13 protein-coding genes are annotated in these 14591 nt (G+C 62.3%); 6 read left to right on the forward strand and 7 right to left on the reverse strand.

Annotated features, from left to right (window positions below):
• Positions 1–107 precede the first annotated feature (107 nt).
• A complete protein-coding gene (locus GRF63_RS00165) occupies positions 108–1001 on the reverse strand; it encodes a DUF8021 domain-containing protein (RefSeq protein WP_160484011.1) in 894 nt (297 codons plus the stop codon).
• Positions 1002–1012: 11 nt separating this feature from the next.
• On the reverse strand, positions 1013–2014 hold the full coding sequence (locus GRF63_RS00170; RefSeq protein WP_237392234.1) for an NAD(P)H-quinone oxidoreductase: 1002 nt from the start codon (positions 2012–2014) through the stop codon (positions 1013–1015).
• A 117-nt stretch (positions 2015–2131) separates the two neighbouring features.
• Here GRF63_RS00170 and GRF63_RS16475 point away from each other — a divergent pair, with 117 nt between their 5' ends.
• The 6 genes from GRF63_RS16475 (at position 2132) to GRF63_RS00195 (ending at position 9943) form a co-directional block, all read left to right on the forward strand.
• Positions 2132–2338 carry a DUF1192 domain-containing protein gene (locus GRF63_RS16475; protein WP_237392235.1) on the forward strand — a complete coding sequence of 69 codons (207 nt, stop codon included), beginning with the start codon at positions 2132–2134 and terminating at the stop codon, positions 2336–2338.
• Between the two features lie 180 nt (positions 2339–2518).
• The gene (gene clpA / locus GRF63_RS00175) at positions 2519–4885 is read left to right on the forward strand and encodes an ATP-dependent Clp protease ATP-binding subunit ClpA (RefSeq protein WP_160484013.1); all 2367 of its coding nucleotides are present in this window, start codon (positions 2519–2521) and stop codon (positions 4883–4885) included.
• Between the two features lie 32 nt (positions 4886–4917).
• Positions 4918–6621: a M1 family metallopeptidase gene (locus GRF63_RS00180; protein ID WP_160484014.1), complete on the forward strand. Its 1704-nt coding sequence runs from the start codon at positions 4918–4920 to the stop codon at positions 6619–6621.
• 39 nt (positions 6622–6660) lie between these two features.
• Positions 6661–7665 carry a ligase-associated DNA damage response exonuclease gene (locus GRF63_RS00185; protein ID WP_160484015.1) on the forward strand — a complete coding sequence of 335 codons (1005 nt, stop codon included), beginning with the start codon at positions 6661–6663 and terminating at the stop codon, positions 7663–7665.
• Between the two features lie 2 nt (positions 7666–7667).
• Entirely contained in the window at positions 7668–9278 is a 1611-nt protein-coding gene (locus GRF63_RS00190; protein WP_160484016.1) for a cisplatin damage response ATP-dependent DNA ligase, read from the forward strand.
• A 20-nt stretch (positions 9279–9298) separates the two neighbouring features.
• Positions 9299–9943 carry a YoaK family protein gene (locus GRF63_RS00195; protein ID WP_160484017.1) on the forward strand — a complete coding sequence of 215 codons (645 nt, stop codon included), beginning with the start codon at positions 9299–9301 and terminating at the stop codon, positions 9941–9943.
• 24 nt (positions 9944–9967) lie between these two features.
• Here the strand turns inward: GRF63_RS00195 and GRF63_RS00200 are convergent, their stop codons facing one another.
• The 5 genes from GRF63_RS00200 to hemB are packed head-to-tail and all read right to left on the reverse strand — an operon-like array spanning position 9968 to position 14568.
• The gene (locus tag GRF63_RS00200; protein WP_160484018.1) at positions 9968–10243 is read right to left on the reverse strand and encodes a DUF167 domain-containing protein; all 276 of its coding nucleotides are present in this window, start codon (positions 10241–10243) and stop codon (positions 9968–9970) included.
• Positions 10224–10763: a gamma carbonic anhydrase family protein gene (locus tag GRF63_RS00205; protein WP_160485303.1), complete on the reverse strand. Its 540-nt coding sequence runs from the start codon at positions 10761–10763 to the stop codon at positions 10224–10226. Before GRF63_RS00205 ends, GRF63_RS00200 begins: the two co-directional genes overlap by 20 nt.
• A gap of 50 nt (positions 10764–10813) precedes the next feature.
• Positions 10814–13009 carry a spermidine synthase gene (locus GRF63_RS00210; protein ID WP_160484019.1) on the reverse strand — a complete coding sequence of 732 codons (2196 nt, stop codon included), beginning with the start codon at positions 13007–13009 and terminating at the stop codon, positions 10814–10816.
• Entirely contained in the window at positions 13002–13580 is a 579-nt protein-coding gene (locus GRF63_RS00215) for a GNAT family N-acetyltransferase (RefSeq protein WP_160484020.1), read from the reverse strand. The genes GRF63_RS00210 and GRF63_RS00215 overlap by 8 nt, the downstream gene beginning before the upstream one ends.
• A complete protein-coding gene (hemB, locus tag GRF63_RS00220; RefSeq protein ID WP_160484021.1) occupies positions 13573–14568 on the reverse strand; it encodes a porphobilinogen synthase in 996 nt (331 codons plus the stop codon). Before hemB ends, GRF63_RS00215 begins: the two co-directional genes overlap by 8 nt.
• Positions 14569–14591 lie beyond the last annotated feature (23 nt).

Consider the following 14591-nt stretch of genomic DNA (forward strand, 5'->3'; position numbering starts at 1 on the left):
AGTCTATGGTTGCACGATATTACAGGCTGACCACAATTCGCGGTCAATTGCGCGACAGTGTGACATTTCGCGGTCACACTTCGATTCGGCCGATCAGGACAGGATAGTCAGCGCACGATATAGGGCTGCGGCGCGATCCACGGGGATGGCATGTTGTAAGGCACGGTAACGAACACGGCCTCCACATCGGCGATCTTGCCGTCGATGATCTTGAACATCTCCAGCAGGGCAAAGCTGTGCGGGAAATGGAAGATGGAATCGTGCTGGCTGCCATCGGTCCATGTGACCTCGGTAAGCCGTCCCGAATGATCGATGAAGCCGGCTGCCACCACCAGGCCTTTCTGCTCGTCAACCAAGGGAAAGCGGCGGTCGCGCAGCCGATCGTCATATTTGTACTGGCCTAGGCGGAACTGGTCTGCCGTGCCCATGGCAGCGATGGGATAGCCTTCGATCTCGACATTGGTGGTTTGCAGGCCGTTCTCGATCCGGTCGCAATCGTCGGTGAAATGGGTGAACAGCGTGCCATCGTTCAGTTGCAGCGTATCGAAATAGCCATTCGCAAGGCTGATCATCCGCTCCCGCCCTACCCGGCGATCCTCCGGCACATCGGCCAGCAGGCTTTCACGCGGGCGGCGCGCCGGATCATAAACCGGGAAAGGGCCGAATTCGTGCGGGCGGGAAATGATCGCCTCCATCTCTGCAAGGTGCGCGCCTGTAAAGCGCAGGCGAATGCAGGCGACGGCGGTGTCGGGCCCTTCCTTGATATGGCCGATCCAGCACACCTGCCCGGTGGCGGGGTCCGCAGCTTTCAGATCATAACTGTCCTGCACGGCGGTCACCGTGTTCCAGCAGCCATCGCCCACCGCCAGCTGGACGTTGTTTTCCGTAAAAACAACGTGCTCGGCCCATTCCACTTGCGAGGGATTGCGCGCTGCCAATGCCTGAAGAACGCGGTCCGCAAGTGCGCAAAGATCTGTGCGCGCCATTGCGCTTTCAGCCATGGAGTTCGCCATCAGTTCGCCCCCAACACCGCCTCTTGCACCTGCAGCACGATCTTGCCGATGTGATCGCCGTCTTCCATGCGTGCATGGGCCCTGGCGGCATCGGACAGGGCGAAAACCTCATCCATGACGGGGCGCAGTTCTCCGCCCTCCACCATGGGCCAGACTTCGCGGAACAGCTCGTCCGCCAGCATCCCTTTGAAGGCATTGCTGCGGGCGCGCATGGTGGAGCCGGTGATGGATTGACGTCGCACCATCATTTTCGCCACGTTGATCTCGGACTTTGGGCCGCCCAGCACGGCAATCACCACAAGCCTGCCATCTTCCCCCAGCGCATCCAGATTTCGCTGAGTATAATTGCCCGCCACCATATCCAGCACCAGATGCGCGCCCCGGCCATCTGTGAAGCCCACGGTTTTCTCGACGAAATCCTGCGTCTTGTAATTGATGGCCAGATCGGCACCGATCTCGCGTGAGGCTGCGCATTTCTCGTCAGACCCGCTGGTGGTGATCACCGTCATGTCGAACAGCTTGGCAAGCATTGTCGCCATGGTGCCGATGCCGGAGGTTCCGCCATGGATCAGGATCGTCTCCCCATCGCGGGCATATCCGCGCTGGAACACATTGTGCCATACGGTGAACAGCGTTTCGGGAATCGCTGCGGCCTCTGCCATCGGCAGCCCGTCCGGCACGATCAGGCAATGTTCGGGCCGGGCGATGCAATATTCGGCGTAACCGCCGCCGTTCACCAATGCGCACACATTCTTGCCGAGTTCCGACGGATCGACGCCATCGCCAAGGGCAACCACGGTGCCGGAAATTTCCAGCCCCGGCAGATCCGATGCGTTTTCGGGCGGCGGATATGATCCGGCACGCTGCAGGCAATCGGGCCGGTTTACGCCTGCGTGGCTGACCCTGACCAGCACTTCCCCCGGCGCCGGTGCAGGAACATCGCGCTGCTCCATCGCCAGCACTTCCGGCCCCCCTGGCCGGGTAATTGCAATAACGGACATGGTCTTCGGCAAGTCTTCGGCCACCAAGGCTCCCCCCTGTTCGATGCCTTCAAGATGCACAGCCCTAGTGACAGCCACCATTGACAGCAAGCGCGCGGTTGGGGATGCTGCCAGGCAATGGAAGATGATGACCTTCCCCGGATGCGTTCCGACGCGGCCAGCCAGTTGGCCGGTGAAAGCCTCGATACCTATTCGCAGGACGAGTTGATGGCGCGCATCGCCTTGCTGGAGGCGGAAATCGCCCGCGTGAAGGCGCATCACCAAAAGGCCGAATCGCACCGCAAGTTTGCAGATACGCTGTTCAAGCCCAGAGAAACCGACTGATGGGCCGCCTACGGTCCTTCGCCCCTCTCGAAATTGCGCGAAAGCGCACCATATTCAATTCAGACACGCAGCGCAGTGCAAGCACGCGCCAGTTTACCACCCGCGTTAGGCCGATATTCACCACGCCTCACGCACATTCAACCAGACCCCTCTCGGCCTAAGGCTGCCCTAAGGACATACATGCCAAGTTTCGCGCAAAATCTCGAAAAGACCCTCCACACGGCAATCCAGCATGCGATTGATCGCAGCCATGAATATGCCACGCTGGAACACCTGCTGCTGGCACTGGTGGACGATAGCGATGCGGGCGATGTGATGAATGCCTGCGGCGTCGACATGGAAGAGCTGGGCGGCGTTGTGCGCCAGTATCTGGATCAGGAATACCAGTCCCTGAAAACGGATGAGGATGCAGATCCGCAGCCCACCGCCGGTTTCCAGCGCGTGATCCAGCGCGCCATCCTGCACGTGCAATCTTCCGGCAAGGACACGGTTACCGGGGCAAACGTGCTGGTGGCGCTGTTCTCTGAACGCGATTCCTACGCCGTTTATTTCCTGCAACAGCAGGATATGAGCAGGCTGGACGCTGTCAGCTTCATCAGCCACGGCATCGGCAAGGGCGGTCGCCAGCTGGAGGATCGCTCCCCCGGCGGCGCGGAAGACGAAGGCCAGGTTCGCGGCGAGGAAAAGCCGGAAAAGAACAAGAAGGATTCCGCGCTCGACCAGTTCTGCGTGAACCTCAATCAGAAGGCGCTGGACGGCAAGGTCGATCCGCTGATCGGGCGTGGTCCCGAAGTGGATCGCACGGTGCAGATCCTGTGTCGCCGCTCCAAGAACAACCCGCTCTACGTGGGCGATCCCGGCGTTGGCAAAACGGCCATTGCAGAGGGGCTGGCGCGCAAGATCGTGGAAGGCGAAGTTCCCGAAGTGCTGGAAGATGCCGTCATCTACTCGCTCGACATGGGCGCATTGCTTGCCGGCACGCGCTATCGCGGCGATTTCGAGGAGCGGCTGAAGCAGGTCGTGAACGAGCTTGAAAAGATGCCGGAAGCCATTCTTTTCATTGACGAAATTCATACCGTGATCGGCGCTGGTGCCACCAGTGGCGGCGCTATGGATGCATCCAATCTGCTGAAGCCCGCGCTATCCAGCGGGGCGATCCGCTGCGTGGGTTCCACCACCTACAAGGAATTCCGCAATCACTTCGAGAAGGATCGCGCCCTGCTGCGCCGCTTCCAAAAGATCGACGTGAATGAGCCGACGATTGAAGACACGATCAAGATCCTGAAGGGCCTGAAAAGCGCCTTTGAGGAGCATCATGGCGTTAAATACACGCCCGATGCGCTGAAAACCGCCGTGGAAATGAGCGCGCGCTACATCAATGATCGCAAGCTGCCCGACAAAGCGATTGACGTGGTGGACGAAGTGGGCGCGATGCAGATGTTGGTGCCGCCCAGCCGCCGCCGCAAGACGATCACCGCCAAGGAGATCGAAAAGGTGGTGGCGACGATGGCGCGCATCCCGCCCAAATCCGTCTCCAAGGACGACAAGAAGGCGCTGGGCACTCTCGACAAGGATCTGAAGCGTGTCGTCTTCGGGCAGGACCAGGCGATTGAACGCCTCTCCACCGCCATGAAGCTGAGCCGTGCGGGCCTGCGCGATGCGGATAAGCCCATCGGCTCCTTCCTCTTCTCCGGCCCTACCGGCGTCGGCAAGACAGAGGTTGCCCGCCAGCTGGCCAGCATCATGGGTATCGAGCTGAAGCGGTTCGACATGTCGGAATATATGGAGCGGCACAGCGTCTCCCGCCTGATCGGTGCGCCTCCGGGCTATGTCGGTTATGATCAGGGCGGCCTGTTGACCGATGCCATCGACCAGCATCCGCATTGCGTGTTGCTGCTGGACGAGATCGAGAAGGCGCATCCGGATCTCTTCAACATCCTGTTGCAGGTGATGGATAACGGCAAGCTGACCGATCATCACGGCAAGACCGTGGATTTCCGCAATGTCGTGCTGATCATGACGACCAATGCGGGTGCCTCCGACGCTGAAAAGCAGGGCATCGGCTTTGGTGCCGGGCAGAAGACGCAGGCTTCGGAAGAGGCGGTGAAGAAGATGTTCACGCCGGAATTCCGCAATCGCCTCGATGCCGTTGTGCCGTTTGGCTACCTCGGCAGCGATACGATCAGCCGCGTGGTCGACAAGTTCATCCTGCAGCTGGAACTGCAGCTTTCGGATCAGAACGTGCACATCCAGTTCGACAGCGATGCGCGCGAATGGCTGGGTAAGCGCGGCTATGACAAGCTTATGGGTGCCCGCCCGATGTCTCGCCTGATCCAGGAAAAGGTGAAGCAGCCGCTGGCCGAAGAACTCCTGTTCGGAAAGCTGTCCGGCGGCGGCGAGGTGCATGTCAGCGTGAAGGACGATAATCTCGCCTTTGAACTGACCTCCGCACCGCCCAAGGCAAAGCCCAAGCGCAAGAAGCCTGCCGCCAAGAAGCCGGAAACACCAACGGCGGACAAGGATGCGGATCGCAATTCGGACGATTAGGTGAATTGCATGGCGCGCGATAAGCTTGTGCCATGATCTGGAAGGCAGCAATCACATTACTGGCGGCGGGGGCTCTGGCTCCCGCCGCTGTCGTTTCAGCCCAGGATGCGCCAGAACCGCTGCACGAACGCACCGCGCTGACGGACCTTCCGCTGGAAGGAGCGCGGGCGGCGATGCAGCTTGAGCATGTAACGCTCTCCATCTCAGTCAATCCGCAAAGCCGGCAAATCGCGGGCGATGCCAGCTATCGGGTGCTGGCTGAGGATACGCTGGACGAGCTGGTGTTCGATCTCGATCCGCGCTTCGCCGTACGCGGGGTATCAGTGGCCGGTGAGCAGCTTGATGATGGGCGATGGACAAGCGCCGAGGGTTTGCTGACGATCCACCTGGCCGAACCGCTGCTGTCCGGTGCACCGATTGACGTGCGCATCACTTACGATGGCGCGCCGCACGTGGCGCGCAATGCGCCGTGGGAGGGTGGCTTCGTCTGGTCGGAAACGCCGGAAGGAAAACCCTGGATTGCCACTGCCGTTCAGGGTGAGGGTTGTGACCTCATCTGGCCCTGCATCGATCACTCATCAAAACAGATCGGCACGCTGGACCTTATTGTCAGCGTGCCAAAGGGGTTGGTGGCAGCGGGCAATGGTCGTCTTATCGGTACGCGCGATGATGGTGACAGGACGGTGTTCCACTGGCAGGCGCGGGACCCCAGCAATTATGGCATCGCCCTGCAGATCGCGCCCTATGAAGTTGCGCGGCGCGACTATGACAGCCGCTTTGGCAATGCCATTCCCATGATGTTCTTCTACCTTCCCGGCAAGGAGGAAGGTGCCAATCGCCTGCTCGGTGAAATGTCCGATCAGATCGCCTTCATGGAAGATCGCTTCGGCCCCTACCCCTTCGCGGACGAGAAGGTGGGCGTGGCGGAAACGCCGCTGCTGGGCATGGAGCACCAGACCATCCTCGCATATGGCAATGGCTATCCCCGCGAAGCCTATGGCCACGATCAGCTGTTGCAGCATGAGCTGGCGCATGAGTGGTTCGCCAACCAGCTGCGCCATGCCACGATCAACCACATGTGGATGCCGGAGGGGATCACCACCTGGACCCAGCCACTGTATCTGGAGCATGTACGTGGGACGATGTTCTACGATGCCGAGATGTGGAGGCTGCGCCAGCGCGTGTGGAGTAGGGTGCCGCTGGTGCCGCCCGAAGGTGACCTGCCCGATTATAACGACCGGGAGGCGAAGTGGGGCGATGACATCTACTTCAAGGGCGCGTGGATCATGCACACGCTGCGCTATCTGGTGGGGGAGCAGGCGCTGTTTCCCGCGCTGACACGGCTGACATATGGCAACAGCAATCCGGTGCCGGGCGAGACGAAGCCGATCTCCCGCACCACGCATGATTTTCGCCTCATTCTTGAGGATATCACTGCGCAAGACCTGCGCTGGTTCTTCGATGCCTATTTCTATCAGGCAGATCTGCCGCGGCTGGCCGTGAAGCGCGATGGCCGCACTCTGACAATGGACTGGATAACCCCCTCGCCATTCCCCTTCGCCATGCCGGTGGAGGTGCGGATCGATGGCAGGAACCGCACGCTGATGATGGAAGGCGGGCACGGCGAACTGACCTTGCCCGCTGCGGATACGCATTTCCTGATCGATCCCGGCAACCGGATTCTGAAACACGATGCCGCAATCGAGGCATGGCAGAACCGCGATTCAAGGGACTAGGCCGGAACGAAACTTGCGCCGCGCAACTTTCTACACTCGATGGCAGCACCTTTTTCCTGGATCCGGCCCGAACCGCATGGCGTGCATGTCGTGCCTGCCGATGCGTGGATCGATCCTTCCAAGGCGGTGGACCGCGCGCTGGTGACCCACGGCCATGCAGACCATGCGCGCGGCGGGCATGGGCAAACCGTCGCCACGCCGGAAACGCTGGCCATTATGGAACTGCGATACAACACGCGCGATGGCGCAACCCCTGTGGAATATGGCGAAACGATCCGGCTGAAAGGCGGAGTGGATGCCACGTACATCCCCGCCGGACACGTGCTCGGCAGCGCGCAGATCCTGCTGGAGCATGCAGGAGAGCGCGTTGTCATCACCGGCGATTACAAGCGCCGCGCCGATCCCACCTGCCCGCCATTCCAGGTAACGCCCTGCGATATCTTCATTACGGAGGCGACATTCGGCCTGCCGCTGTTCTCCCACCCACCGATTGCAGACGAGATGGCAAAGCTGCTGGACCGGCTGGAGGCGCATCCGGACAGGTGCGTGCTGGTGGGCGCCTATGCGCTGGGAAAGGCGCAGCGCGTGATCGCGGAACTGCGCGCCGCCGGACATTCGCAGCCGATTTACCTGCACGGCGCGATGGAGAAGATGTGCCGCCTATACGAAGAATTCGGCGTCGATCTGGGTGAACTGCGGCTGGTGGCCGATCATGAGAAGGATGATATGCGCGGATCAATCATCATCTCCCCGCCCTCTGCCCTGAATGACCGGTGGAGCCGCCGATTGCCCGATCCCATCACCGCCATGGCCAGCGGCTGGATGCGCGTGCGCCAGCGCGCCCGGCAGCGCAATGTGGAGCTGCCCCTCGTCATATCCGATCACGCCGACTGGGAAGAGCTGACGCGCACCATCCAGGAAGTGGATCCGCACGAAACATGGATCACCCACGGGCGCGAGGAAGCGTTGCTGCGCTGGCACCAGCTGCACCAGCGCCGCGCCCGCGCGCTGGCGATGGTGGGTTACGAGGATGAGGACGACTAGGCGTGGAAGCCTTCGCCGCCCTGATCGATGCGCTGATCTACACGCGCAGCCGCAATGAAAAGCTGCGGCTGATTGCCGAATATCTGCGCGCAACGCCCGATCCCGATCGCGGCTATGCCCTTGCCGCGCTGACCGATGGGCTGGATTTCAAGGCCGTGAAATCCTCCACCATCCGCAATCTGCTGAAAGAGCGGGTCGATCCGGTGCTCTGGTCGCTCAGCCGCGATTTCGTGGGCGATACGGCGGAAACCGCCAGCTTCCTGTGGCCTGAACCGGTCGGCGCGGTCGCCCAGCCGCCTACGGTTGGCGAAGCGGTGGATGCCTTGTCCGGCATGACCCGCGCAAATGCGATGGTGGAACTGCCCCGCTTGCTGGACAGGCTGGATTCCGCGGGCCGCTATGCGTTCTTCAAACTGGCGACCGGCGGCATGCGCGTGGGCGTTTCCAGCCGCCTTGCCAAGGTGGCTTTCGCGCAGGCCTTTGATGTGTCCGTGGATGATGTGGAGGAATACTGGCACGCGCTGGAGCCGCCCTATGGGCAGCTTTTCGCCTGGGGCGCCGATGGCGAAGACCCGCCGGACACCGCCAATATGCCGCTGTTCAAGCCATTCATGCTGGCGCATCCGCTGGAAGAAACGGTGGTGGACCTCGCGGATTTTGCTGCCGAGTGGAAGTGGGATGGCATCCGCGTGCAGCTTGTCCATGTGGCGGGCGAGACGCGCGTCTATTCCCGCAGTGGCGACGATATCAGCGCCACCTTCCCCGAAATGGTGACCGCGCTGGATTTTCCCGCCGTGCTGGATGGAGAGCTGCTGGTGCGCGGGAATGTGCAGGGCGGCGATGCCAATGATCTGACGCAGGGCGGTGCCGCCAGCTTCAACGCGCTGCAGCAACGGCTGGGCCGCAAGACCGTGAGCAAGAAGATGCTAGCCGAGAGCCCCGCCTTCGTGCGGCTGTACGATGTCCTGTCGGCAGATGGCGAGGATCTGCGCAGCCTGCCGTGGCAGCAGCGCCGCCAGCGGCTGGAACAGCTGCTGCCCCGCCTGCCCGATACGCATTTCGATCTCAGCAAGGTCGTGGAGGCGGAGGATTTCGAGCAGCTTGCCCAGATCCGCGAAGGCACGCGCGACGATGCCATCGAAGGGCTGATGCTGAAGCGGCGGGACAGCCCCTACGTCGCGGGCCGCAAGACCGGGCTGTGGTACAAGTGGAAGCGCGATCCGCTGCTGATCGATTGCGTGCTGATGTACGCCCAGCGCGGCAGCGGCAAACGCTCCAGCTTCTATTCCGACTACACTTTCGGCTGCTGGGATGGCGATCCCGATCAGGGCGCGGAACTGCTGCCGGTGGGGAAGGCCTATTCGGGCTTCACCGATGCCGAGCTGAAGAAGCTGGACAAGATCGTGCGCCAGAACACACTGAACCGCTTTGGCCCGGTGCGGGAGGTGGAGCGGACCCTGGTGTTCGAGGTCGCCTTCGATTCTGTGCATTCCAGCAAGCGCCACAAATCCGGCCTGGCCATGCGTTTCCCGCGCATTCACCGCATCCGCTGGGACAAGCCCGTGCATGAGGCCGATCGCCTGGAGACACTGCGCGCGTTGATCCGCGACTGACCACGCCTTAGGGCGGGACGATGGAACGATTCGACCCCGACCGACGCCGCCTGGCCATCGGCATCGCCCTGCTCGCCGGTTTCGTCGATGCGACGGGATATCTGCAGGTAGACGGGTATTTCGTGTCTTTCATGACGGGCAACACGACGCTGTTTGCGCATGATCTTGTCACAGGCGCGCCACGTGTGCTGGTGCCCGCCTTGCTGATTCTGGGCTTTATTCTGGGCGTTTCGCTGGGCACCTGGCTTGGCGATTTGCGGGAGGATGGCCGCAAGCGGCGCGTATTGTCGCTTGTCATCGCATTGCTGGCCGCAGCAGCGGCGGCACGCGGGTCTGGCTGGCAAACGCCTTCGCTGGCCTGCCTCGTTATCGCCATGGGCGCGCTCAACACCGCTCTCAGCGGTAATCGCCGCAACCCCGTGGGCCTGACATATATGACGGGCGCATTGGTACGGCTGGGCCAGGCATTGGGAGACAGGTTGGGCGGCAGACGCAGCGGCGGCTGGTCCCCTTTCATGCTGTTGTGGCTGGCACTGATGGCAGGCGCGGTGCTGGGCGTGGTGGTGACATTGCATGCACGCGGCGCGGGCCTGTGGGTGGCGGTGGTCTATGCGGCAGGGCTGCTGATCTTCAGCGAACGGCTGTCAGCGCGGAAGACTTCCTGACCCGCGAGACATCGGCCCCGCGCTTCAGATGCGAAAGCTCTTGTCCCGCGAAGTTGCGCCGCGCAACAATTGAACCGCCGATGGCGCGCAGCCCAGCGCCTTTGCCAACAGCGCGGCAACTGCCGCATTCGCCGCGCCATCCTGCGGCTTCGTGCGTGTTTTCACCAGCACGCGCCCTTCCCTGACTTCTACACCCTCGCTCCGCGCGCCAGCGGTGACGCGCACGGCCAGCCGGCCTTCGCTGTCTGCAAGGGCGCGAATCTCTTCTGGAGGCGGGAAATCAGTCTTCGGGCGTGCCATTGAGCTGTGCCAGATGCTTTTGCGCCAGCTTGCAATATCGCTCTGTCTGGAACTTGATCTTGGCGATCTGCGCTTCGTCCTGCGTGCGATAATATTTGGCCGGGCGCCCGATCCAGATTTCGCCCGGTCCGATCTGCTTGCCGGGACTGAGTAATGCGCCTGCCCCCAGCATGCCGCCTTCGGCTATGCGCGCGCCATCCATGGCAACCGCGCCCATGCCAACGAACGCCCGATCCGCAAGCTGGCAGCCATGCACCACCGCCATGTGGCCGATAACGCAATCCTCGCCGATGATCGTGGGCTCTCCTTCGGTATCGGGTCGCGGACCTTCTACGTGGAAGACGCTGCCGTCCTGCACATTGCTGCGCGCGCCCACCACGATGCGATGGATATCGCCGCGCAGCACGCAATTGTACCACACACTGGCCTCCGCCCCGATGGTGACATCGCCGATGATCCGGGCTCCCGGCGCAACAAAGGCGGTGGGGTGGACTTGCGGCACCTTGCCTTCGAACGGCATGATCGTGGCGCCGGGAAAGCGGGGGTCGCTGATCGCGTTATCGTGCTGGCTCACAAGAAATTCTCCCAGACGAGGTAGGGCAGAACGGATGCGTAATCATCCGTCCAGACGGGGCCTTCGGGCGGGGCAAGCAGGCGCCAGTCGGCCATGACAGAAAGCCTGTCCAGCGGCCCGCGCGACGGTGATAGCGCAATCCAGGTGGAGGGGTAGAGGTGTTTTTGCCGGTCCGGCTGATCCTGCCACACCATCGCAAACAGCCCGCGTTTTTCCGCCAGCCGGGCAACAACCGGCTCCAGCCGGACATAGCGATTGGAAATGTGCAACAGCAGCAGCCCGTCTGGCGCAAGGGCGCGTTCGTAAATCGCCGTGGCTTCCAGCGTCAGCAGATGGAGGGGAATGGCGTCGGACGAAAAGGCATCGATCACCAGCACATCGAAACTGGCAGGCGGCAGATCCTGCAACCGCAGGCGCGCATCGCCGATCAGCATTTTGGCCTCCGGCGCGCACTCCTCGATAAAACCGAACTGGCCAGAGCGGGAAAGCGCCACGATCTCCGGATCGATCTCGAAAAAGGTCCAGCGCTGGCCCGGCTGGCGATAGCAGGCCAGCGTTCCCACACCCAGGCCAATGCTGCCGATGCGCGCGCTGGGGCCAACAATCCGCTCTGCCTGCGCCAGCGCCAGCCCTACGCCGGAACCGGTGCCGTAATATGCCGTCGGCTCCTGCGCTGCGGCCCCGGCGCGCTGAATGCCGTGGATGGTGGTGCCATGCATCAGGATCCTGACGCCATCGTCGCGCTGCGTAATCGAATAGGTGCCGAAATAGCTGCGCTGGCGCTCTCCATTCACACTGGCGATCAGATTGCTGAGGCCACCCAGCGCCAGCAGCAGGGATGCGCAGGCCAGCACGAAAGACAGGCGGCGCGCTGCCAGCACCATGGCAAGGCACAGGATCACCAGCAGCGCCAGCCAATCAATCCACTCCAGGCCCGCCTCTGTCTGCACCCGCGCATACAGCAGGAGCGCAGCATTGAAGACGAGGAACACGCCGACCACCAGAATGACGCGCGCCGATTGCCTGTCCTTCGTCAGCGAACCCAGCAATCTGCGCCATACGCCAAGGGGTATCAGCGCCGCAGCCGCCAGGATCAGCAGCGGATGCTCCCACGTCCAGTCAAACAGCAGTGGCGCAAGAATGGCAGTGAACACGCCGCCCAACGCTCCGCCAGCGGCCATGTAAAGGTAGAATTGCGACAGGCGCGCCGGGCTTGGGCGCAGATCGTAAAGCCGCGCGTGCAGCGCCGTCGCCACCACGAACAGCAGCAGCAGGCTGGCAATCGCCGCCAGCAGATCGGCTCGCCCGGCGGCGAACATGGCGATGCCGCCATCCACCAACAGCACGAGTGGTGCGAGGAAAAGGAAGACCTTCGCCATGCCGCGCTTCCGGGCAAAGGCCACCGTATAGCTGAGCAGATAGAGCCCCAGCGGTATCACCCACAGCAGCGGGATCGCCATGATATCCGTGGTGAGAAATGTCGTGGTCGACAGCATCAGCCCCGATGGCACCGCAGGCAACAGCAGCCACAGGGCCTTGCGCTTCCAGTTCACCGCGACATCGTCAGCCGCGTCTTCCTGCAAATCTGGTGCGGCATCGCGGCGATTGAATATGGCAAAGCCGATCAGCACCAGCAGCGCGATATAGCCGAGGGTCCAGCCCCAGCTTTGCTGGCCTAAGGTGAGGAAAGGCTCGGCCAGCAACGGATATGTCAGCAACCCGGCAAAGCTGCCGAGGTTGGATGCGGCGTAGAGCGGATAGGGATTTCCAGCCTGCGGGTGCGCGGCAAACCAGCGTTGTATCAGCGGGGCCTGCGCGGAAACCGCAAAGAACGCAGGGCCGACGGTCAAAAGGAACAGCCACGGCACCCACAGCACTTCCCACCCTGTTTGCAGCTGGGCAACGGGCGCCAGAGCCAGTGGAAGGGTAAGCCCAGCGAGGGCCAGAACGCCGAGGTGAATGAGCCCCTGCTGGCGCACGGAAAAGCGCCCTATTGCGTGGGCATAGGCATATCCTGCCAGAAGCAGCGCCTGATACACCAGCATGGCGCTGTTCCACACATTGGGCGCGCCGCCCAATTGCGGCAGGGCCATGCGCGCCACCATCGGTTGCACCAGGAAAAGCAGGAAACTGCCGGCAAAGATCGTTGCCGAGAAAAGCCAGCGCCGCGGTGCCCCGGCGGTTTCAGCCATTGCTGCGCTGCGCCCACTCCTGCGCAGTGATGGCGTAGATTATCGTGGGGTTAAGCTCCGGCCCCCAACGGTCATCCTGAAAATCCAGATCTTCGCGGCGTTTCATGCCCAGCCGCCGCATCAGGCCCCAGCTGGCCGCATTCCCCTGAACCGTCAGCGCGACGATTTCGTCATAGCCGAACTTGCCAAAACCCAGATCCAGAGAAGCCGTCGCCGCTTCCTTTGCATAGCCATGGCCCCAGGCGTCTTCCCGCATGCGCCAGCCTACTTCCGCCATGCCGAACACGGGTGACCCCTCAACATTGCCGCGCTTCAATCCGCAGAAGCCCAGCATCTCTCCCGACAGGTGACCGCCATCGTCCTTGCGCTGCATCACCCACAAGGTGTGGCCGAAATCGCGCGCATAACTCTCAAGGCGCTCCTGTGATCCGTTGCGAAGCGTATCGTCCGCCAGTCCGCCCAGCCAGCGCATCACGGCAGGCGTGTTCGTCAGCTGCCAGAAGCGCGGCCAGTCTTCCGCGCGCCAGTCGCGCAGGATCAGGCGATCCGTCTGGTGCGAGAAGTCAGCCATTGAGAATACGTGCTGCCACCGGTGCATGATAGCTCAAAACGCCGGAACACCCGGCGCGTTTGAATGCGATCAGCTTTTCCATCAGCAAGGCGTCGCGATCCCCCACGCCGGCCGCGGCGCCCGCTTCCAGCAGGGCATATTCGCCGCTCACCTGATAGGCGAATACGGGCACTTCGAACCGCTGCTTCACGCGCCAGATAAGGTCAAGATAGGCGAGGCCCGGCTTCACCATCACGCTATCCGCACCCTCTGCAAGGTCCATTTCCACCTCGGCCAGCGCTTCCATCGCATTGGCGGGATCCATCTGATAGGTCTTCTTGTCGCCCACCAGCCGATCGCCAGAGCCCACCGCATCGCGGAACGGGCCGTAGAAGGCGGAGGCATATTTCGCGGCGTAGCTCATGATCTGGATATTGTGATGCCCACCCATCTCCAGAGCCATGCGGATCACCTTCACGCGGCCATCCATCATGTCGGACGGGGCGATAATGTCTGCGCCCGCCTCCGCCTGGTTGATCGCCTGATCCACCAGCATGGCAACGGTATCGTCGTTGACGACGTAGCCTGCATCATCCAGCAGCCCGTCCTGCCCATGCGTGGTGTAGGGATCCAAGGCCACATCGGTGAGAATGCCGATATCGCTGCCGCAGGCATCGCGCACGGCGCGAATGGCTCGGCACATCAGATTGTCCGGGTTCAGCGCCTCGTCACCACCAGTGCTGCGCAGTTCGGGCTGGGTGTTGGGAAACAGCGCGATGCAGGGAATGCCCAGTTCCATCGCCTCTTTCGCGCGGCTTGCAATCCCATCAACAGACCAGCGCGAAACGCCGGGCAGGCTGGCGACGGGGTCTTCCACCCCCTGCCCATCGGTGACGAACAGCGGCCAGATCAGATCCGCCGGTGTCAGCACGGTTTCGCGGTGCATCGAACGGCTCCATGCGCTGGCACGGGTGCGACGAAGGCGGGTGTTGGGATAGCTGCGTGTCATCGGGCGCCACCTCTGCCGCAAAA

It is taken from the genome of Aurantiacibacter rhizosphaerae (genome assembly GCF_009807005.1).
GTDB classification, from domain to species: Bacteria; Pseudomonadota; Alphaproteobacteria; order Sphingomonadales; family Sphingomonadaceae; genus Alteraurantiacibacter; species Alteraurantiacibacter rhizosphaerae.

Bases quoted from the DNA above. Each gene is read 5' to 3' on its own strand.
- GRF63_RS00180 (WP_160484014.1), top strand. From the start codon at position 4,918: ATGATCTGGAAGGCAGCAATCACATTACTGGCGGCGGGGGCTCTGGCT.
- GRF63_RS00170 (WP_237392234.1), bottom strand. From the start codon at position 2,014: ATGTCCGTTATTGCAATTACCCGGCCAGGGGGGCCGGAAGTGCTGGCG.
- GRF63_RS00200 (WP_160484018.1), bottom strand. From the start codon at position 10,243: ATGGCACGCCCGAAGACTGATTTCCCGCCTCCAGAAGAGATTCGCGCC.
- hemB (WP_160484021.1), bottom strand. From the start codon at position 14,568: ATGACACGCAGCTATCCCAACACCCGCCTTCGTCGCACCCGTGCCAGC.
- GRF63_RS16475 (WP_237392235.1), top strand. From the start codon at position 2,132: ATGGAAGATGATGACCTTCCCCGGATGCGTTCCGACGCGGCCAGCCAG.
- clpA (WP_160484013.1), top strand. From the start codon at position 2,519: ATGCCAAGTTTCGCGCAAAATCTCGAAAAGACCCTCCACACGGCAATC.
- GRF63_RS00195 (WP_160484017.1), top strand. From the start codon at position 9,299: ATGGAACGATTCGACCCCGACCGACGCCGCCTGGCCATCGGCATCGCC.
- GRF63_RS00165 (WP_160484011.1), bottom strand. From the start codon at position 1,001: ATGGCTGAAAGCGCAATGGCGCGCACAGATCTTTGCGCACTTGCGGAC.
- GRF63_RS00210 (WP_160484019.1), bottom strand. From the start codon at position 13,009: ATGGCTGAAACCGCCGGGGCACCGCGGCGCTGGCTTTTCTCGGCAACG.
- GRF63_RS00185 (WP_160484015.1), top strand. From the start codon at position 6,661: ATGGCAGCACCTTTTTCCTGGATCCGGCCCGAACCGCATGGCGTGCAT.
- GRF63_RS00215 (WP_160484020.1), bottom strand. From the start codon at position 13,580: ATGGCTGACTTCTCGCACCAGACGGATCGCCTGATCCTGCGCGACTGG.
- GRF63_RS00205 (WP_160485303.1), bottom strand. From the start codon at position 10,763: ATGCCGTTCGAAGGCAAGGTGCCGCAAGTCCACCCCACCGCCTTTGTT.